Below are 20,071 nucleotides of genomic sequence, written 5' to 3' on the forward strand. Positions count from 1 at the left end.
CCGGCTCGGCTGCAAGAGCCCCGAGATCGAGGCCGCCTGCCGCAAACCGAGCTGCGTCTATCCCGGCATCTGCAGCAATTTGCACACCGACCACCGGCCGCTGATCTCGATCTACCGGCGCACGCGCGCGCTGCCGGGCATCAAAAAGGTGCTGATCGGCTCCGGCCTGCGCTACGACCTGGCGGTGCAAAGCCCCGAGTACGTGCAGGAGCTGGTGCAGCACCACGTGGGCGGCTACCTCAAGATCGCGCCCGAGCACACCGAGTCCGGGCCGCTGTCCAAGATGATGAAACCTGGCATCGGCAGCTACGAGCGCTTCAAAAAGCTGTTTGAGCAGTACAGCGCCGAGGCCGGCAAGAAGCAGTACCTGATCCCGTACTTCATCGCCGCCCACCCCGGCACCAGCGACGCCGACATGATGCAGCTTGCCCTGTGGCTCAAGCGCAACGGCTTTCGCGCCGACCAGGTGCAAACCTTCTACCCCAGCCCCATGGCCAGCGCCACCGCCATGTACCACAGCGGGCTCAACCCGCTCAAGGGCATACACCGCGACGCCCGCGCCGAGCGCGTCGATGTCGTCAAGGGCGACAAGCGGCGGCGTTTGCACAAGGCGTTTTTGCGCTACCACGACCCGGCCAACTGGCCGCTGCTGCGCGAGGCGCTCAAAGCCATGGGCCGCGCCGACCTGATCGGCAACGGGCGCCAGCACCTGATCCCCAGCTTTCAGCCCAGCAGCGCCGCCAGCGGCTACCAGAGCCCACGGCGCAGCAACAGCACGCCGGGCACGGTGCGCCCCGGCACGCCGGGCCCGGGCACGCTGCTGGCGCAGCACACCGGCCTGCCGCCACGGGCCGGGGTGGCGGTGGCCAAGAAAAAACGCTGATCGGGGTCCGGTGGGGCGCGGCCAGTGTGGGCCGCAAGGCCCGCGCGCGGTGGCAGGCTCAGCGCATCAGGCCAATGCATCAGGCCGGGGTTTTGGGTGGCACTGGGGCCGTGTGCGCCGCAGCGCCTCGGCCTTTGTCACCGCGCCACAGCCGCAGCCCCAGCTTGCGCGCCTCTTCCAGCACCAGCACGCTGGCGGCCACGGCCGTGGCCAAGCCCCAGTCCTGCAAGCTCAAATCGGTGGTGTTGAAGAAAGCCTGCAGCGGCCCCCAGTGCACCACCAGAATCTGCAGGCCGATCACCGCCACCAGCGACATCCACAGCCAGCGGTTGCGAAACAGTTGCCGGTTGAAGGCCGTGCCGTGCTCGCTGCGGGCGTTGAACAGGTTGAAAAACTGGAACAGCACGAAGGTGGTGAAGGCCATCGTGAGCGCATAGCTTTCGCCCTTGGGCTGGGCGTACCAAAACAGCGCCAGCGTGCCGATCGACATGCAGAAACCATAGAAAAACAACTGCGCAATGCGGCTGCCGCTCAAAATGCGCGCATCCGGGCGGCGCGGTGGCTCGTCCATCACGCCAATGCGCGGCGGCTCCACCCCTAGGCTCAGGGCGGGTGGCCCGTCCATGATGATGTTGACCCACAAAATCTGCACCGCGGTGAAGGGCGTGGGCAGGCCCAGCAGGCTGGCGCCGAGCACGGTCTGCATAGCCCCGATGTTGGTCGAAACCTGAAAGCGCACAAACTTGACGATGTTGTCGTAGATGGCGCGGCCCTCGCGCACCGCGCGCACGATGGTGGCAAAGTTGTCGTCGGTGAGCACCATCACGGCGGCTTCTTTGGTGACTTCGGTGCCGGTGATGCCCATCGCCACCCCGATGTCGGCGTGTTTCAGCGCCGGGGCGTCGTTGACGCCGTCGCCGGTCATGGCGGTCACGTGGCCGTCGGCCTTGAGCGCCTGCACGATGCGCACCTTGTGCTCGGGCGCCACGCGGGCAAACACGGCGATGCCGTCGATGCGCGCCGCCAGCGCCTCCACACTGAGCGCATCGAGCTCGCGCCCCTCGATCACCTCGCCGTGCAGACCCAGCTCGCGCGCAATCGCCGCCGCCGTGATGCGGTGGTCGCCGGTGATCATCTTGACCTGGATGCCGGCGTGCTGGCACAGCGCGATGGCCTCGCGCGCCTCGGGGCGCGGCGGGTCGATCAGGCCCACCAAGCCGACCAAGGTCAAATCCTGGGCGTGCTGCATGAGCTCGCCCGCGGGGTCGAAGTCGCGCGCGGGCAGGGTTTTGGTGGCCACCGCCAGCACCCGCATGGCGTGGCTGGCCAGGCGCTCGTTCTCGGTCTGCCAAAAGGCCGCATCGAGCGCGGTTTCGCCCTCGGCACCGAGCTGGCGGCTGGCGCGGGTGAGCAGCACATCGGGTGCGCCCTTGACAAACATGCGCACCTGATCGCCGTCGTGGTGGAAGGTGGCTTGGAATTTGTGCGCCGAATCGAAGGGGATTTCGGCGATGCGCGGGTTGTGCTCGGCCAGCGCCTCGGCGTCCACTCCGCCCTTGGCCGCCAAGGCCAGCAGCGCGCCCTCGGTTGGGTCGCCGATCAGGCGGCCGTCGCGGATGCGGCTGTCGTTGGCCAGCGCCGCCGGGTGCAGCAGGGGCAGGAAGTCGGGCAGGGGGGCGCCGTCGGCGGCCTCAGCGGCCACGATCTGGCCCGCTGCGGTGTAGCCTTCGCCCGAGACGGTGTAACGTTGCAGCCGAAAAACCAGGCTGCGCGCGCTCATCTGGTTTAGGGTCAGGGTGCCGGTCTTGTCGGAGCAGATCACGGTGGTGCAGCCCAGGGTCTCGACCGCCGTCATGCGCTTGACAATGGCGCGGTGCTGCGCCATGCTGAACATGCCCAGCGCCAGCGTGACGGTGAGCACGGCGGGCAGGCCGTCGGGGGTGGCGGCCACGGCCAGCGCCAGCGAGGTGAGCAGCATCTGGGCCCAGGGGTCGCCGCGCCACAGGCCGAGCGCAAAGATCACCGTCACCACGATAGCGGCGATCAGCACCAGCTTGCGCGCCAGCCCGTCGATCTGCTTTTGCAGCGGCGTGGCGCTGGTTTCGGCTTGCGCCAGCATGGTGGCCAAGCGCCCCATTTCGGTGCCCATGCCGGTGCCGGTGACGAGCAGCTCGGCGCGCCCGCGCGTCACGCCGGTGTTCATATAGGCCATGTTCAGGCGGTCGCCCAGCGGGGCTGCCAGCGGCGCCACAAAGGCCGCATCCTTGCCCACGGTGTGCGACTCGCCGGTGAGGGCCGATTCGTCGATTTCCACATTGTGCGCCGCCAGCAAGCGGCCATCGGCCGGCACCCGATCCCCGGCTTCGAGCAGCACCACGTCGCCGGGCACGAGGGTGCTGGCTTCAATTTCCTCCACCCGCCCGCCACGGCGCACGCGCGCCAGCGGGGCCAGCATTTTTTTCAGTGCCGCCAGCGTTTGTTCGGCCCGGTACTCCTGCCAAAAGCCCAGCACGGCGTTGAAGCACACCACCACCAGGATCACGGTCACGCTCTTGATGTCGCCGATGAAGCCGGCAATCACTGCCGCCACCAACAAGATGATGATCAGCATGCTCTTGAACTGATCGAGCAAACCGCGCCAGACCGGGCGCGGCGGCGCTTCGGCGAGCTTGTTGGCCCCGTGGCGCTGCAGGCGCAGTGCGGCCTCTTGGGGGCTTAAGCCCGGCGCGGCCTGCACGCCGAGCTGTTGCGCGCAGGCTGGCGCGCTCAGGGTGTGCCAAGGCGGGCTGGAGGGAATGGAGGGGCTGGAGGGAGTGGCGGCCGGGGTCGGATGGGGGGCCAAGCTGGGCGGTGCAGTCATGTTGTGGGGCTTTCGCGTTTCGGTACCAGACGGAGCAAAACGGGCCGCTCCATCCACCTCAATGGACAAGCGGCGCGCAAACGCAGGCCGTGGACGCCCCATGATACGCCAGCACGCTGGCAGCATTGCGACAAAACGGTGGCAGCGCCGCCTCGTCAGGGGCCAGACCCCCAGACGTGGGCCAAGGGTTTAGCTGCCCATTTTCCAGCGGGCTTAAACCGTCATGCCGCCACAAACCTCAAGCACTGCGCCATTGACGTAGCTGGCCTCGTCGCTGGCCAAAAAGGCATAGACGTTGGCGACTTCCTGTGGTTGCGCCAGCCGCTTGAGCGGCACCCGGCTTTCCATCTCTTTGAGCACTTTGTCGGGGATGGTGCGCAGGATCGGGGTGTCGACAAAGCCCGGCGCAACCGCGTTGACGCGCACGCCCTTGGGGCCGAGCTCGCGGCTCCAGGTCTTGGTGAAACCGATCACGCCAAACTTGCTGGCGGCGTAGTTGGTCTGGCCAAAGTTGCCGTAAATACCGACCACGCTGGAGGCGTTGAGGATCACGCCCGCGCCTTGCGCCACCATGGCGTCGGCCACCGCCTGGCTGCAATGGAAAACGCCGCGCAAGTTCACATCGAGCACGCGGTCGAACTGCTCCAGGCTCATTTTTTGCAGCCGGGCGTCTTGGGTGATGCCGGCGTTGTTGACCAGCACGTCGATGCGGCCAAAATGCTGCAACACCTCGGCCACCAGCGCATCGACCTGGGCGCGCTGCGTCACGTCGAGCACGCGCCCGAGCGCCTGTGCACCCAAGGCCTGGCACTGCGCCACCACCTCGTCGATGGCGCTCTGGCGCAGGTCACAGACCACCACGCGCGCGCCTTCGGCGGCAAACTTGAGGGCGGTGGCGGCCCCGATGCCTTGGGCGGCACCGGTGATGAGGCAGACTTTATCTTGCAAGCGTTTCATAGGCTGTAGGGGCAGGGGTGGTTGAGGCCAAGCACAGGAAGCTAGCACAACAGCCTTGCGCCAAGCTGATTGCCGGCCATGCTAGGCTGCCCCTCAGGTGTAATCCGCCACCTGTGCCTTGCCCCCAAACACCCGGTACACAAACAGCGACGAAGCGATGATGATCGGCAGCATCACGCAGGCGCCCAGAAAGATCAGCCACAGGGCCTCGGGCGAGGCGGCGGCTTGCCACAGCGTCATGCGGTCCATCACCAGGTAGGGGAACAGGCTGTAGGCTAGGCCGTAAAAAGCCAGCAGGAAAATGCCCACCGTGGCCGCAAAGGGCACTGCCGTGCCGTACTCGTTGCCTTGCTGCAGCCGGGTCGGCAACCGGGCCAGGCTGCGCCAGATTAGGTAAAACAGCAGCAGCGTCATGAGCGGAATCGGGGCCAGCAGCACCAGCCACGGCAGGCTGAACCACTTGTCGAAAATGCGTTCCGACGCAAAGGGTGTGGCCAGCGACACCGCCGCAATGCCCAGCGCGGTCCAGCCCAGGCTGGCCTTGGCCCAGCGCAGCGCCTGTTGTTGCAGCGCGCCCGTGGTCTTAAAGATCAGCCAGCCGGCCCCGAGCAGGCAGTAGCCCGCCACCAGGCAGACTGCAATCAGGCTGGCAAAGGCAAAAGCAGCCCAGCCACTGGCAAAACCCAGCACCATCGATCCCAGCATATAGCCTTGGGCCAGCGTGGCAATGAGCGAACCGGCCCAGAAAGCCTGGTTCCAGCCCGCCTTGTGTTCGGGTGCGGCCTTGGAGCGAAACTTAAACGCCACGCCGCGCAGGCACAGCCCAAGCAGCATCAGCGCCACCGGCAGGTACAAGGCGGTCAGAATCACTCCATGCGCCAGTGGGAACGCCACCATCAGCAGGCCCACCCCAAGCACCAGCCAGGTTTCGTTGGCGTCCCAAAAGGGGCCGATCGAGGCAATCATCAGGTCTTTGTGTGGGTCGGTGGCGCGGCGCAGCAAGATGCCCACGCCCAAGTCGTATCCGTCCAGTATCACGTAAGCCAGCATGCTCAGGCCGAGCAGCAGGTAGAAGGCCAGCGGCAACCAGCCGGCCGGCGTCATCAGGTCGGGCATATCAAACACCTTTGGGCTCCAGCATGGCAAGGGGTGGGGCTTGGGGGGCCGGGCGAGGGTCTGCATCCGCAGTTGGCGGCGGCAACTCGGCGGCGCCCGCCTTTTTGGCCAAGCGGAACAACACTGCGACATATGCCGTCAGCAGCACGGCGTAGAGCAGCAGGTAGCCCATCAGCGTCAGGGCGATCTGGGGGCCTGGCACAGGGCCGGCCGCGTCGGCCACCAGTTGCAGCCCTTGCACCATCCAAGGCTGGCGCCCGATTTCGGTGGTGTACCAGCCGGCCAGCACCGCCACCCAGCCCGAAAAAGTCATCAAAAGCAGCACGCGCGCCAACAGCACCGTGGGCTCGCTGCCTTGGCGACGCAAGCGCCATGCAGCCCAAAAGCCCACCACCAGCATGGCCACGCCGATGCCCACCATCACCCTAAACGACCAAAACACCACCGCCACGGGCGGGTGCTGGCCCTCGAATTCGTTCAAACCCTTGAGCTCGCCATCCAGCTCATGGGTGAGGATGAGGGAGGCCAGCTTGGGGATTTCGATGGCAAAGTGGGTGGTGCGCGCCTCCTCGTCGGGCAAGCCAAACAGCACCAGCGGCACCCCGCGCTCGGTTTCCCAGATGGCTTCGATGGCGGCAATCTTGGCCGGTTGGTATTTGACGGTGTTCAGGCCGTGCAGGTCGCCGATAAAAATTTGCAAGGGAATCAGCAGCGCGCCCATGAAAACCCCGGTGCGCAAAGTGGCCAGCACCGCCGCCGAGCGGTCGCCGCGCAGCCAGCGCCACGCCGACAGGCCGGCGATCAGGAACGCCACGGTCAGGAACGAGGCCACCATCATGTGCGAGAAGCGGTAGGGGAAGGAGGGGTTGAAGATGATGGCCCACCAGTCGGTGGCGTGCGCCACGCCGTCGCGCATCTCAAAGCCGGCTGGGGTGTGCATCCACGAGCTGAGCACCAAAATCCAGAATGCCGACAGGGTGGTGGCCAGCGCCACCATCAGGGTTGAGAGGGTGTGCACCCGGTTGCTGACGCGCTTGAAGCCAAACAGCATGATGCCCACAAAAATGGCCTCGATGAAAAAGGCCGTCAGCACCTCGTAGGCCAGCAGCGGACCGGCGATGTTGCCAAAGGTGTTCATAAAGCCCGGCCAGTTGGTGCCGAACTGAAAGCTCATGATGATGCCGCTCACCACCCCGAGCGAAAAGCTGAGCGCAAACACCTTCACCCACAGGGCGTAGGCGTCCATCCACTTCATGTCTGCGGTGCGGTGGTAGCGCCACTTAAAGAACAGCAGCACCCACGCCAAGCCGATGGTGATGGTGGGAAACAGGATGTGAAAACTGATGTTGGCGGCAAATTGGATGCGCGCCAGCAGCAGCGGGTCGAGGAAATCAAGCATTTTTGCCTCCAATGAATCGATCCCGGGCATCGAGCAACTTGCCCACCTTGCGGCCCAGCTTCATCAGCTCAACCACGCGCTCGCGGTCCATTTCGCGCACCTCCTCGAACCAGCCGGTGGCCAATTCGATGAGTTCATGCATTTCACGCATGCGGCCCTGGGCGTGCTTGTCCACCGGGTCGGTTACCGGTTCCAGCAGCGCGTCGCGCAGCATCGTCAGGGTCGGGTCCACTTCGCGCTTGCGCCGCTGCTCGGCCAGGGTCTGAAAGATCGCCCACACGTCTTCTGGCGAAGAAAAATACTCGCGCCGGTCGCCCGGCAGGTGCTGCAAGCGCACCAAGCCCCAGCTTTGCAGCTCTTTGAGGCCCATGCTCACGTTGGAGCGCGAAAAGCCCAGTGCGTCGGCAATGTCTTCGGCGTTCAGGGGTTGCGGCGAGACGAACAACAGGGCATAAATCTGCCCCACGGTGCGGTTGATGCCCCAGCGGCTGCCCATCTCGCCAAAGTGCAGCACGAAGCGTTGGACCAGAGGTGTGTTCATGGATTGCTGTGATTTCAGAAATTTGTGAAATTCTAGGTTTTGTTGATTAACCTCAAGCCTGACCAGTGTTTGGGGTGATGGGTGCGGGCTGCTCAGCACCCTTGGTCTGCAACCCAGGGAGGCTCTGCCTCTACAATGGGGCACAGTTCACACAGGCCCTGGTGGCGGGGTGTGGGTCGCGCACCCATTTGCCTCTGCGCCGCAGGCCGATACCGCCTTTCAGCTGCCTTCCAATCGCCATTCACACTGCCCAGAAAGCCCGCACCGTGCAAGACCCCCAGGCTTTAGAAGCGCCCCCGTCCGGTCCGTCGCTGCGCGTGATCAAAAAGTACCCCAATCGCCGCCTCTACGACACCGAAACCTCGGCCTACATCACGCTGGCCGAAGTCAAGGATCTGGTGATGCGGGTGCAGCCCTTTGTGGTGCGCGACGCCAAGAGCGGCGAAGACCTCACGCGCAGCATCCTGCTGCAAATCATTCTGGAAGAAGAAAGCGCCGGTGTGCCGCTGTTTTCCGAGAAGTTGCTGGCCAACCTGATCCGCTTCTACGGCCACTCGATGCAGGCCAATATGGGTCACTACCTAGAAAAAAACCTGCAAATCTTCATGGATGTGCAGCAAAAAATGGCCGACCAGGCCAAAGACCTCACGCCCGAGCTGTGGCAGCAGTTCGTGAAAGCGCAGGCCCCGCTGATGCTGGGCAACTACTACAGCCAGTCGCAGCACGCGCTGGCGCAGATGCAAGAGCAGATGCTGGCGGCTTTTGGCCTCAAGCGCTGAGTGCCCAGGCTCCTGCAACAACGGTGCCGCCCGGGTTGAGGCGAAGCTGAGACAATCGGAGCATGAGTGCAACCCTTGATCCTTTGGCCCCCCCGGCCACACCAGCCCACCGGCCTGCGCCCAAAGTGGGCTTCGTCAGCCTAGGCTGCCCCAAAGCCCTGACCGATTCCGAGCTCATCCTCACCCGCCTGCACGCCGAAGGCTACCAGACCAGCAAGAGCTACCAAGGGGCCGATCTGGTGATCGTCAACACCTGCGGCTTCATCGACGAAGCGGTGCAAGAAAGCCTAGACGCCATTGGCGAGGCCTTGGCCGCCAACGGCCGGGTGCTGGTCACCGGCTGCTTGGGGGCGCGCCAAGGCGAGGACGGGGCCAACCTGGTGCGCCAGATGCACCCATCGGTGCTGGCCGTCACCGGACCGCACGCCACCGAGGAAGTGATGCAGGCCGTGCACCAGCACCTGCCACCGCCGCCGCACGACCCATTTCTGGATTTGCTGCCGGCACGCCCGTCGGCGGCGATCGAGGGCGTGGGCGTCAAGCTCACGCCGCGCCACTACGCCTACCTGAAAATCAGCGAAGGCTGCAACCACCGCTGCACCTTTTGCATCATCCCCTCGCTGCGCGGCGACTTGGTGAGCCGTCCGGTGGGCGAGGTGCTGACCGAGGCGCGCAAGCTGTTCGAGGCCGGGGTCAAAGAGCTGCTGGTGGTGAGCCAGGACACCTCGGCCTACGGCGTCGATGTGCAGTACCGCACCGGTTTTTGGGATGGGCGGCCGATCAAGAGCAAGCTGTTTGACCTGGTGCGCACGCTGGGCGAGCTGGCGCGACCGCACGGGGCTTGGGTGCGGCTGCACTACGTTTACCCGTATCCGCATGTGGACGAGATTTTGCCGCTCATGGCCGATGGGCTGGTGCTGCCCTACCTCGACGTGCCGCTGCAACACAGCCACCCGGATGTGCTGCGGCGCATGAAGCGCCCAGCCAGCGGCGAGCGCAATCTGGAGCGCATCCAGCGCTGGCGCGAGCTCTGCCCCGAACTGGTGCTGCGCAGCACCTTCATCGCTGGTTTCCCGGGCGAGAGCGAGGCCGAGTTTGAGCACCTGCTCGATTTTGTGGCGCAAGCTCAGATCGACCGCGCTGGCTGCTTTGCCTACTCGCCAGTGCAAGGGGCGGCCGCCAACGCGCTGCCCGGTGCCCTGCCCGATGCCGTGCGCCACGAGCGCCGGGCGCGCTTCATGGCGGCCGCCGAAAGCGTATCAACCGCGCGCCTGCAGCGCCGCGTCGGGGCCACCATGCAGGTGCTGGTGGACCAGGCGCACAGCTTGGGCAAAAAGGGCGGGGTGGGGCGCAGCTACGCCGACGCGCCCGAGATCGACGGCCAGGTGCGCCTGTTGCCGACGCAAAAAGCCAGCCAGAGCTACCGGGTGGGCGAGTTGGTGCGCGCGCGCATCGTGGCCGCCGAGGGACACGACTTGGTGGGATTGCCGCTTTGAGGGGCTGGCAGCGGCGCGCCAACGGCCTGAAGGCGGCTGGGCGGCGCGCTTGCTTGCCAGCGCTGACAGGCAGGCAAGAAAAAAGCCTGCACTTGAATGTGGTTCAATGTGCAGGCTCTTTGCCGTGTGTGGTGCCCAGGAGAGGACTCGAACCTCCACGCCTCTCAGCGCTAGTACCTGAAACTAGTGCGTCTACCAATTCCGCCACCTGGGCTTTCAGATAAGCCGCTAGTATAGCATGATCCAAAACGAGTGAAAAAACGAGTGAAAGAAAAAATCCAAAACCCACTGCTGACCGAGTTTGACGGCGTGGTGAACGGCCACCGCGACGGCCACGGCTTCGTGCAGCGCGACGACGGCCAGCCCGACCTCTACCTCTCGCCCAACGAGATGCGCGCCGTGCTGCACCGCGACCGCGTCAAGGCGCGCATCATCGGGCACGACCGGCGCGGGCGGCCCGAGGGGCGCGTGACCGAAATCATCGAGCGCTCCAGCGCACCCTTGATCGGGCGCCTGCTGCACGAAGGCGGGATCTGGCTGCTGGCGCCCGAAGACAAGCGCTACGGCCAAGACGTGCTCATCCCCAAGGGGGCCACCGGGGCGGCGCAAGCGGGGCAGGTGGTGGTGGTCGAGCTGACCGAGCCGCCGGCCTTGTTTGGGCAGCCGGTGGGGCGCGTCAAAGAGGTGCTGGGCGAGATCGACGACCCCGGCATGGAAATCGAGATCGCGGTGCGCAAATACGGCGTGCCACACCTGTTCAGCGATGCCGCGCTGGCGCAGGCGCGCGGCTTGCCCGAGCACGTGCGCGCCACTGACCGCAAAGGCCGCATCGACCTCACCGACATCCCGCTGGTGACGATCGACGGCGAGGACGCGCGCGACTTCGACGACGCGGTCTATTGCGAGCCGGCGCGCGTCGGGCGCAGCAAGGGCTGGCGGCTGCTGGTGGCGATTGCCGATGTCAGCCACTACGTGGAAAACGGCAACGCGCTCGACGCCGACGCCTACGATCGCGCCACCTCGGTCTATTTTCCGCGCCGCGTGATCCCGATGCTGCCGGAAAAGCTCTCTAACGGCCTGTGCTCGCTCAACCCGCAGGTCGAGCGCCTGTGCCTGGTGTGCGACATGCTCATCAACGCCCAGGGCGAGGTGCACGCCTACCAGTTCTATCCGGCCGTGATGTTCAGCCACGCCCGCCTGACCTACACCGAGGTGGCGGCGATTTTGCAAAACACCCGGGGCCCGCAGGCGCAGCAGCGCGCCGCCTTGGTGCCGCACCTGCTGCACCTGCACGAGGTCTATCGGGGCTTGCTGAGCGCACGCCAGCGCCGTGGTGCGGTGGATTTCGAGACCGTCGAGACGCAGATCGTTTGCGACGAAGTCGGGCGCATTGAGAAAATTGTGCCCCGTGTGCGCACCGAGGCGCACAAGCTGATCGAAGAAACCATGCTGGCGGCCAATGTCTGCGCGGCCGAGTTCATCGCCCAGGGCAAGCAGTGGGGGCTGTACCGGGTGCACGAGGGCCCGACACCCGAGAAGATCGAAACCCTGCGCCAGTACCTGAAAGCGCTGGGCGTGACGCAAAGCCTCCCGGAGCAGCCGCAGCCCAAAGATTTTCAGCAGCTTGCCGCCGCCACCCAAGAGCGCCCGGACGCGGCGCAAATTCACCAGATGCTGCTGCGCTCGATGCAGCAAGCCATCTACACCCCGCACAACAGCGGCCACTTCGGGCTGGCATTCGAGGCCTACACCCACTTCACCAGCCCGATCCGGCGCTACCCCGATCTGCTGGTGCACCGCCTTATCAAAGCCATTTTGGCCGAGCGCCGCTACCACTTGCCCACGCTGCCCACGCCGGGCGAGGCGCAGGCCAAGTTGTCCAAGCGGCTGGCGGGCAAGGGCGCGGCCGCAGACGCTGGGGCCGCCCCCCAAGCGCGCAGCGCCGAGGCCCTGGGCTGGCAGGCGGCGGGCCTGCATTGCAGCGCCAACGAGCGCCGTGCCGACGAGGCCAGCCGCGACGTCGAGGCCTGGCTCAAGTGCAAGTACATGCGCGAGCACCTGGGCGAGGAGTTCGTCGGCGTCATCAGCGCCGTCACCAGCTTTGGCTTGTTCGTGACGCTCGACAACCTGTATGTCGAAGGGCTGGTGCACATCACCGAGCTGGGCGGCGAGTACTTCCGCTACGACGAGGCGCGCCAGGAGCTGCGCGGCGAGCGCACCGGAATCCGCCATGCCCTGGGTTCGCGCTTGAACGTGCAGGTGAGCCGGGTCGATCTGGACGGGCGCCGGATCGACTTCCGGCTCGTCACCGGCGACGAGTCGGCGCGGCGCCCGCCGCGTGAGACGCGTGAGCCCCGCGAACGGGGTGTTGGTAAAGCGGCCAACCCGGGTCAGGAGCCGGGGGATGCGGCCGCCGCCGTTGCTGCGGACCCCGCCCCGCGCAAAGCCAAGCGGACGCGCGCAGCGGCCACGCCTGAGGCACAATACGCGCCTAAGCGCACCCGCAAGGCGGTGCGCGAGGTGCCCCGGGCGGCTGGCACACCTGCGGCCTCGGCCACACGGGGTGCAGGCAAGACGAAAAAGGGCAAACGATGACCATCCGACCCCTGCACGCGCTGGGCTCGCGGCCCCCGCGTGGCCTGCTTTGCTTTAAGTGTCCAGGGGCGCTCGTGCCCCACTGAGCAACATGTCTGCCCTCCTTTTTTTGCTCGACACGCTGTTTTTTTTCCTGGTCGGAGCAGCCCTGCTGCGCACTTGGATGAACACCCGGCGCATGCGCATGGTGCAGCAGCCGGGCCCGTTTGTGATGGCGGTCACCAACTGGATCGTGCAGCCGCTGCGCAAATCGCTGCCACGGGCTTGGGTGCAGTCGAAATTGGACGTGGCCAGCTTCATCGCGGCCAGTTTGTTGGCGCTGGCCTACTCGGCGGCTTGGCACACCCTGCTCGGGGCCGGTCTGATCGGCCCGACCGGGGCCAGCCCCTTGTTCAGCGTGCCCTTTGTGGCCCTCAACTTTATGCTGCGCACCGTGTTGCAGGGCCTGATGGTGCTGGCGCTGGTGTACGTGGTGCTGTCCTGGGTGCAGCCCCAGGCGCCGATCCAGTACACGTTGGGGCAGTTGCTGCAGCCCTTGCTGGGCCCCATTCGGCGCGTGCTGCCCACCATCGGCGGGGTGGATTTGTCGGTGCTGCTGCTGATCGTGCTGCTGCAAGTCGCCTTGATCTTGATCGGTTGAGCGCTTCGCTGCCCTCCAACCAGGCTTAGAGGCGGTGGAGCAGGTCGCTGGCGCACAGCAGCGCTTGATCAGGCGGCCAGCGGTCGGCGCAGCGGCCGTGGCGGTGCACCGCCACGGCTGCGGCCTGCACCGTGCCCGCCAAGCTGGCTTCGGCGGTGGCCAGCAGCGCCCCGATCAGTCCGGCCAGCACGTCGCCGGTGCCCGCACTGGCCAGCAGCGCGTTGCCGCTGGGGTTGATGCGCGGCACCCAGCCGGGCGCAGCGACCACGGTTCCAGAGCCCTTGAGCACCACCACGCAGCGGCTGCTCTCGGCCAATTGCTGCGCGGCACCCAGCCGGTCGGCCTGCACCTGTGCCACGCTGCAAGCGAGCAGGCGCGCCGCTTCCAGTGGGTGCGGCGTGAGCACCGTTTGCCAGCCCCGATCGAACCGGGCCGCGAGCTGGGCCTGCAGCGCGGCGTCGGCGGCGAGGGCGTTGAGGGCGTCGGCGTCGAGCACCAGGCGCGGGCAGGTGGCCAGCACCTCGGCCAGCAGCGCCGCCACCGCCGTTCCGCCGCCGCAGCCGCACACCGTCACGCTCTGCGCCGCGATCGGGTCGTGTAACAGCGCGGCCGCCGGGCGCAGCATCAGCTCGGGTTGCAGCGGATCATAGGCCGGGGCTGCTGCCGTGCCCGCTGCCGGTTCCAGCAGGCCCAAATAGACCCGCCCAGCCCCGCCGCGCAGCGCCGCCCGAGCGGCCAGCACGGCGGCGCCGGTCATGCCGGTGCCATGCGGGCCCGGTTGCTGGCCGCCGATCACGATCACGCTGCCGTGCGTGCCCTTGTGGGCGCCGTGCTGGCGCTGGCGCACCAAGCTGGGGCTGGGGCGGCAGGCCCATGCGGCCTCGACCTCGGTGGCCGGCAGGGCGGTGGGGCTGGGGCTCATGCCAAGGGGTGCCTCGGGCCCATGCAGCCACGCGCTGGGCGCGGGAGCGTCCAGGCCCAATTGGCTCCAGCCCAAGTCATCGAACCAAATCTGGCCGCTGGCTTGGCGGCCGTGGTGCGTGAACAGACCCGGCTTGAGCGTGAGCAGGCTCAGGGTGTGGCGCAAGGGGCTGGCCGTGGGGGCGCTGCGGGCGTGCCAGTTGCCATGGTCGGCGCACAAGCCGCTGGGCAGGTCGACGCACAGCAGCGGGCAGGGCAGGTTTTGCAGGCGCTCGATCCAATCCAACGCCGGGCCGCGCACGGCCTGCGCCAGCCCCAGGCCAAACAGCGCGTCGATGGCCAAGTCGGGCGCATCGGGCCCTTCGGCTGGCGTTTCGGCCCAGTGCAGGCCAGCCTGCTGCGCCAGCGCCCATGCGTGGCGTGCGTCCTCGGGCAGGCGCTGCGCATCGCCCAGCCAGGTCACGCAGACCCGGCCGCCCAGCGGCTGCAAACGCTGCTGCCACGCCACGGCCGCCAGCAGGCCATCGCCGCCGTTGTTGCCGCCGCCGCACACCACCCAGACCCGGCGCGCGTGCGGGGCCAGCGCGGCGCTCAGGCGAAACACGGCGGCACCGGCGCGCTGCATCAGGGTGTGGGTAGGCAGCTGCTGGCGCCCCAATGCGTGCTGCGCCATTTGCTCGATGGCGCGGCTGCTGTGGCCGCCATAGAGCGGCAATGCGCGGGGCAAATCGGGCAGTGGCAGGCGTTGCGGGTGGGGGGTCGGGTTCATGGGCTCGATGCCGCCACGGCGGGCGTGCTAGAATGCTGGAGTTTTGCCGATGTCGCGCTTTGGTTGCCCTTTGGGGCTGCCGGGGTTGTGGTGGCGGTAAAGCAATCGCAAACAGGCCCAATCGGGTGTTGCGTCCATTTTTCATCGGCACAGGGCCGGTGCAGCGTGGTCGCGATGCGGGCCTGATTTAAGACCCAACCTGAAAGGTAACACAACCATGACCATTTCCATGCGCGAAATGCTAGAAGCCGGTGTGCATTTTGGCCACCAAACCCGCTTCTGGAACCCCAAGATGGCCCCCTACATCTTTGGGCATCGCAACAAAATCCACATCATCAACTTGGACAAGACGCTGCCTCTGTTCGAGGAAGCGGCCAAGTTTGTGCGCCAAACCACTGCCCGCGGCGGCAACGTGCTGATGGTGGGCACCAAGCGCCAAGCGCGCGACATCGTGGCCCTCGAGGCGCAGCGCGCCGGCGTGCCCTTCGTCGAGCAGCGCTGGCTCGGTGGCATGTTGACCAACTTCAAAACGGTCAAGACCTCGATCAAGCGCCTCAAAGAGATGCTGGCGCAAAAAGAAGCCGGCCTTGATCACATGTCGAAAAAAGAGCAGCTCACCTTTGGTCGTCAGATCGAGAAGCTGCAAAACGACATCGGCGGCATTCAAGACATGAACGCGCTGCCGGACGCGATTTTTGTTATCGACGTGGGCTACCACAAAATCGCCGTGGCCGAAGCGCAAAAGCTCGGCATCCCACTGATCGCCGTGGTGGACACCAACCACTCGCCAATCGGGATCGACTACGTCATCCCTGGCAACGACGACTCGGCCAAGGCGGTGGCCCTGTATGCGCGCGGCATCGCCGACGCCATCATCGAAGGCCGTGCCAACGCCGTCAGCAACGTGGTGCAAGCGGTGCAGGCGAGCAGCGGCGACGAGTTCGTCGAGGTCAAAGAAGAAGCCTGAGCCTTCGCTGCGCCAGCTACACAAGGGGCGTTTGCGCCCCTTTTTTGTAAGCAATTTTTCACATAGTTAATGCAAGCTCGGGCCTTTGAGCCCGCAACGGAGTACACACAATGGCTGCAATCACCGCAAGCATGGTCGCCCAACTGCGCGCCAAGACCGACGCGCCGATGATGGAGTGCAAAAAGGCCCTCACCGAGGCCGATGGCAATATGGACAAGGCCGAAGAGCTGCTGCGCGTCAAGCTCGGCAACAAGGCCGGCAAGGCCGCCAGCCGCGTCACCGCCGAAGGCGTGGTGGTGGCCAGCCTGGGTGGCCACACCGGGGCGCTGCTGGAAGTCAACTGCGAAACCGATTTCGTCTCCAAAAACGAGCTGTTCCTGAGTTTTTGCAACCAGGTCGCCAACCTGATCGCGCAAAACAACCCGGCCGACGTGGCCGCCGTGGGCGCGCTGCCGCTGAGCCTGGAGGGCTTTGGCCCCACGGTCGAAGACGTGCGCAAGGGCCTGATTGGCAAGATCGGCGAGAACATGACGCTGCGCCGCTTCAAGCGCTGCAGCGGTGGCGGCCAGTTGGCAGCCTATTTGCACGGGGTGCGCATCGGGGTGCTGGTGGAGTATGAGGGCGACGCCACGGCTGCCAAAGACGCCGCCATGCACATCGCCGCCATGAAGCCGGTGTCGCTCACCGCCGCCGAGGTGCCGGCCGAGCTGATCGAGAAAGAGCGCGCCGTGGCCGCTGGCAAGGCCGAAGAAGACCGCAAGCTGGCCGAGGCCGCTGGCAAGCCCGCGCAGCCGCCCGAAATCGTGGCCAAGCGCATCGAGGGCGGGGTGCAAAAATACCTCAAAGAGGTCTCGCTGTTCAACCAGGCTTTCGTCAAGAACGATAAGCAAACGGTCGAGCAAATGCTCAAGGCTGCGGGCACCACGATCAAGGGCTTTACGCTGTACGTGGTGGGCGAAGGCATCGAGAAGAAGCAAGACGACTTCGCCGCCGAGGTGGCCGCCCAGGTGGCGGCAGCCAAAGCCGGCTAAGCCCGGTTTGCCGGGCTGGCTGGTGCGCCAGCCGCCTTGCCGCGTGGCCAACCGTGTCACGCATTGCAACGGCCAGCCCTGCAAAGGGGTGGCCGTTGTCGTGCCGCAGCCTCTAAAATCGCTCGATCTCATCCTCCTGAAAGCCCCTATGCCCGCCCATCAGCGCATCTTGCTCAAGCTCTCTGGTGAAGCCCTGATGGGCGATGACGCCTTTGGCATCAACCGCGCCACCATCGACCGCATCGTGGCCGAGGTGGCCGAGGTGGTGCAGCTCGGGGTGCAGGTGGCGGTGGTGATCGGCGGCGGCAACATCTTTCGCGGTGTGGCGGGCGGTGCGGCGGGCATGGAGCGCGCCACCGCCGACTACATGGGCATGCTGGCCACCGTGATGAACGCGCTGGCGCTGGGCGACGCCATAAACCGCCAGGGGCTGAAAGCGCGCGTGATGTCGGCCATCAACATCGACCAGGTGGTCGAGCCCTATGTGCGGCCCAAGGCGCTGCAGTACCTCGAAGAGGGCAAGGTGGTGGTGTTTGCCGCCGGCACCGGCAACCCATTCTTCACCACCGACACCGCCGCCGCGCTGCGCGGGGCCGAGATTGGGGCCGAGATCGTGCTCAAGGCAACCAAGGTCGATGGGGTGTACAGCGCCGACCCGAAAAAAGACCCCAATGCCGTGCGCTACCAAAGCATCAGCTTTGACGAAGCCATGGCGCGCCAGTTGCAGGTAATGGACGCCACCGCCTTTGCCCTGTGCCGCGACCAAGAACTGCCGGTGCGGGTGTTTTCGATCTTCAAGCCGGGGGCGCTGCGCCGGGTGGTGCAAGGCGAGGACGAAGGCACGCTGGTGCACGTCTGAGTCGGTGTATGCTACGCGGTTAGCCTAATAATGGCCTGCTCGGTTGCGGCCAGATCAATAGCGAGTGACGACCATGCAGATTTCCGACATCAAGAAAAACGCCGACCTCAAAATGCACGCCTCGCTCGAGGCGCTCAAAGGCAGCCTGGGCAAGGTGCGCACCGGGCGCGCCAACCCGGCCTTGCTCGACACCGTCCACGTAGATTATTACGGGGCCATGCTGCCGCTGTCGCAAGTGGCCAACCTGAGCCTGCTCGATGCGCGCACCATCGGCGTGGCGCCGTGGGAAAAGGGCATGGGAGCCAAGATCGAGAAAGCCATCCGCGAGTCCGACCTTGGGCTCAATCCGGCTTCGCAGGGCGACCTGATTCGGGTGCCGATCCCGGCCATGAACGAGGAGCGGCGCAAGGAGCTCACCAAGGTCGTCAAGGGCGAGGGCGAGCAGAGCAAGATCGCGATTCGCAACCTGCGCCGCGACGCCAACGAGCAACTCAAAAAACTGGTTAAAGACAAGCTCGCCTCCGAAGACGACGAGCGCCGCGCCCAAGAAGAGGTGCAAAAGCTCACCGACAAAATGATCGCCGAGGTGGACAAGATTGTGGCCGCCAAAGAACAAGAGCTGATGGCTTTTTGAGCCTGTTCAGAACCGCCCATGACCCCTCTTGAGCGCAGCGCGGGCGTACCGCAGCATCTGGCCGTCGTGATGGACGGCAACGGCCGTTGGGCCAAGCAGCGCTATTTGCCGCGCTTGGCCGGGCACCGCCAGGGGCTGGAAAAATTGCGCGAACTGGTGCGCTGGTGTGGCGAAGCCGGGGTGCAGGTGCTGACGGTGTTTGCTTTTTCGTCCGAGAACTGGAGCCGACCCGCCGACGAGGTGAGCGGCCTGATGGGGCTGCTGGGCCGGGCGCTGGAGCGCGAAGTGGCCGAACTCGAGCGCGCTGGGGTGCGGCTGCATTTCCCTGGCGATCGGCAGGCGCTGAGCCCCGAATTGCAGCAGCGGCTGGCGCAAGCCGAGCGGCAAACGGCGGCCAACCAGCGCCTGGTGCTCAATGTGTGCTTCAACTACGGCGGCCGTTGGGACGTGGTGCAGGCGGCACAGCAGCTGGCGGCGCGCGGCGAGCCGATCACCGAAGCGGCGTTGACCGGGGCCATGGCGCTGGCCCATGTGGGCGACCCCGACTTGCTCATCCGCACCGGTGGCGAGCAGCGCCTGAGCAACTTCCTGCTCTGGCAGAGCGCCTACAGCGAGTTGTATTTTTCTGCGGCGCTGTGGCCGGCTTTCGAGCGCGAAGAGTTTGACCGGGCGCTGGCCGCTTATGCGCGGCGCGAGCGGCGCTTCGGCCTGATTTCAGAGCAGATGGCGGAGCAGCGTTCAGAATCGGTGCAGCCCTTGCGGGCTGTGGCCTGATCGGCACCCATGTTGTGGCAGCGTGTGCTCACGGCGCTGGGGCTGTTGGGGCTGTTGCTGGCTTCGCTCTGGCACTCGTCTGAATGGCCGTTTGGCCTGCTCACGCTGCTGCTGGTGTGCATCGCGGCGTGGGAGTGGGCGCGTCTGAGCGGACTGTCGCGCGGGCCAGCCATTGGCTTGGCCATTGGACTGGCAGGAATTTTGTTGGCCTTGTGGGGGCTGGTGGGCGTAGGCCAAACCAGCCGCTGGTTTTGGCTGCTGTCCGCCCTGGCCTGTGCCGCGCTGCTGCCGTGGTTGCTGCAAAGGGGCGTAGCGGGTTGGTGCCAACTCGCCACTGGGCCACGAGCGGGGCTGGGGCTGCTGCTGCTGGGGCAGGCGTGGTGGGCCTTGCTGCATGCCAAGGCGATCGGCTTGGGCATGCTGCTGAGCATTTTGTTGTTGGTCTGGGCGGCCGACATTGCGGCCTACTTTGGCGGCAAACGCTTTGGGCGGCGCAAACTGGCGCCCACCATCAGCCCCGGCAAAACCTGGGAAGGGGTGTGGAGCGCGGCACTGGCGGTGCTGCTGCTGAGCGCGCTGTGGATCACCGCGTGGCCACCGCACTGGGGCCCCACCCTCTACACCGAGCTGTGGCAACTGGGGCCATGGCTGGCGCTGGCCGGTTTGCTGCTGTTGCTGGCCTTGAGTGTGATGGGCGATTTGCTCGAATCCCTGGTCAAGCGCAGCGCGGGCAAAAAAGACTCCAGCCGCATATTGCCCGGTCATGGCGGGCTGCTGGACCGTTTCGATGCGCTGTTGCCGGTGCTGCCCTTGTCGCTCTGGATCGTGACCGCTTAAAAGCGCAGGCCAC

Annotated in this window: 17 protein-coding genes and 1 tRNA gene; 11 read left to right on the top strand and 7 right to left on the bottom strand. The window is 66.0% G+C overall.

The window, feature by feature from the left end:
- A partial coding sequence (locus SRAH_RS06460; protein WP_029462534.1) for a radical SAM protein occupies nt 1-883 on the top strand: 883 nt, incomplete at its 5' end.
- Between the two features lie 79 nt (nt 884-962).
- Here the strand turns inward: SRAH_RS06460 and SRAH_RS06465 are convergent.
- From SRAH_RS06465 to SRAH_RS06485, 5 genes are all read right to left on the bottom strand, one after another.
- Nucleotides 963-3,743, bottom strand: coding sequence for a cation-translocating P-type ATPase (locus SRAH_RS06465; protein ID WP_082210102.1), 2,781 nt, complete (start codon nt 3,741-3,743; stop codon nt 963-965).
- Nucleotides 3,744-3,956: 213 nt separating this feature from the next.
- Entirely contained in the window at nt 3,957-4,700 is a 744-nt protein-coding gene (gene fabG, locus SRAH_RS06470) for a 3-oxoacyl-ACP reductase FabG (RefSeq protein WP_029462536.1), read from the bottom strand.
- A gap of 93 nt (nt 4,701-4,793) precedes the next feature.
- Nucleotides 4,794-5,816, bottom strand: coding sequence for a cytochrome d ubiquinol oxidase subunit II (locus SRAH_RS06475; RefSeq protein WP_029462537.1), 1,023 nt, complete (start codon nt 5,814-5,816; stop codon nt 4,794-4,796).
- Between the two features lies 1 nt (nt 5,817).
- Complete coding sequence (locus SRAH_RS06480) at nt 5,818-7,215, bottom strand: cytochrome ubiquinol oxidase subunit I (protein WP_045476477.1); 1,398 nt, start codon at nt 7,213-7,215, stop codon at nt 5,818-5,820.
- Nucleotides 7,208-7,756 (bottom strand): GbsR/MarR family transcriptional regulator, encoded by a 549-nt coding sequence (locus SRAH_RS06485; RefSeq protein ID WP_029462539.1) that lies wholly within the window; start codon nt 7,754-7,756, stop codon nt 7,208-7,210. The genes SRAH_RS06480 and SRAH_RS06485 overlap by 8 nt, the downstream gene beginning before the upstream one ends.
- A gap of 266 nt (nt 7,757-8,022) precedes the next feature.
- On the opposite strand from SRAH_RS06485, the gene phaR reads away from it, so the two are divergent.
- Nucleotides 8,023-8,535, top strand: coding sequence for a polyhydroxyalkanoate synthesis repressor PhaR (gene phaR / locus SRAH_RS06490; RefSeq protein WP_029462540.1), 513 nt, complete (start codon nt 8,023-8,025; stop codon nt 8,533-8,535).
- A 62-nt stretch (nt 8,536-8,597) separates the two neighbouring features.
- A complete protein-coding gene (gene rimO, locus SRAH_RS06495) occupies nt 8,598-10,031 on the top strand; it encodes a 30S ribosomal protein S12 methylthiotransferase RimO (protein WP_045476479.1) in 1,434 nt (477 codons plus the stop codon).
- Between the two features lie 129 nt (nt 10,032-10,160).
- Here the strand turns inward: rimO and SRAH_RS06500 are convergent.
- Nucleotides 10,161-10,245 (bottom strand) — tRNA-Leu (locus tag SRAH_RS06500).
- A gap of 50 nt (nt 10,246-10,295) precedes the next feature.
- On the opposite strand from SRAH_RS06500, the gene rnr reads away from it, so the two are divergent.
- Together rnr and SRAH_RS06510 are read left to right on the top strand one after the other, a co-directional pair.
- Nucleotides 10,296-12,626 carry a ribonuclease R gene (gene rnr, locus SRAH_RS06505; RefSeq protein ID WP_232841004.1) on the top strand — a complete coding sequence of 777 codons (2,331 nt, stop codon included), beginning with the start codon at nt 10,296-10,298 and terminating at the stop codon, nt 12,624-12,626.
- A 91-nt stretch (nt 12,627-12,717) separates the two neighbouring features.
- Nucleotides 12,718-13,266: a YggT family protein gene (locus SRAH_RS06510; RefSeq protein WP_029462543.1), complete on the top strand. Its 549-nt coding sequence runs from the start codon at nt 12,718-12,720 to the stop codon at nt 13,264-13,266.
- 25 nt (nt 13,267-13,291) lie between these two features.
- Here SRAH_RS06510 and SRAH_RS06515 read toward each other — a convergent pair whose 3' ends face one another.
- On the bottom strand, nt 13,292-14,956 hold the full coding sequence (locus SRAH_RS06515) for a bifunctional ADP-dependent NAD(P)H-hydrate dehydratase/NAD(P)H-hydrate epimerase (protein ID WP_029462544.1): 1,665 nt from the start codon (nt 14,954-14,956) through the stop codon (nt 13,292-13,294).
- Nucleotides 14,957-15,173: 217 nt separating this feature from the next.
- Between SRAH_RS06515 and rpsB the strand changes: the two genes are divergently transcribed.
- The 6 genes from rpsB to SRAH_RS06545 all read left to right on the top strand — a co-directional run bounded on the left by rpsB (nt 15,174) and on the right by SRAH_RS06545 (nt 20,058).
- Nucleotides 15,174-15,923, top strand: coding sequence for a 30S ribosomal protein S2 (gene rpsB / locus SRAH_RS06520; protein WP_029462545.1), 750 nt, complete (start codon nt 15,174-15,176; stop codon nt 15,921-15,923).
- Nucleotides 15,924-16,033: 110 nt separating this feature from the next.
- Complete coding sequence (tsf, locus tag SRAH_RS06525) at nt 16,034-16,954, top strand: translation elongation factor Ts (RefSeq protein ID WP_029462546.1); 921 nt, start codon at nt 16,034-16,036, stop codon at nt 16,952-16,954.
- Nucleotides 16,955-17,102: 148 nt separating this feature from the next.
- Entirely contained in the window at nt 17,103-17,813 is a 711-nt protein-coding gene (gene pyrH, locus SRAH_RS06530) for a UMP kinase (RefSeq protein WP_029462547.1), read from the top strand.
- 73 nt (nt 17,814-17,886) lie between these two features.
- Complete coding sequence (gene frr, locus SRAH_RS06535; RefSeq protein WP_029462548.1) at nt 17,887-18,447, top strand: ribosome recycling factor; 561 nt, start codon at nt 17,887-17,889, stop codon at nt 18,445-18,447.
- 18 nt (nt 18,448-18,465) lie between these two features.
- Nucleotides 18,466-19,221 carry a polyprenyl diphosphate synthase gene (gene uppS, locus SRAH_RS06540; protein ID WP_029462549.1) on the top strand — a complete coding sequence of 252 codons (756 nt, stop codon included), beginning with the start codon at nt 18,466-18,468 and terminating at the stop codon, nt 19,219-19,221.
- A gap of 9 nt (nt 19,222-19,230) precedes the next feature.
- Nucleotides 19,231-20,058 (top strand): phosphatidate cytidylyltransferase, encoded by an 828-nt coding sequence (locus SRAH_RS06545; protein ID WP_029462550.1) that lies wholly within the window; start codon nt 19,231-19,233, stop codon nt 20,056-20,058.
- Nucleotides 20,059-20,071: the final 13 nt, after the last annotated feature.

It is taken from the genome of Serpentinimonas barnesii (genome assembly GCF_000696225.1).
In the GTDB taxonomy this organism is placed as follows: domain Bacteria; phylum Pseudomonadota; class Gammaproteobacteria; order Burkholderiales; family Burkholderiaceae_C; genus Serpentinimonas; species Serpentinimonas barnesii.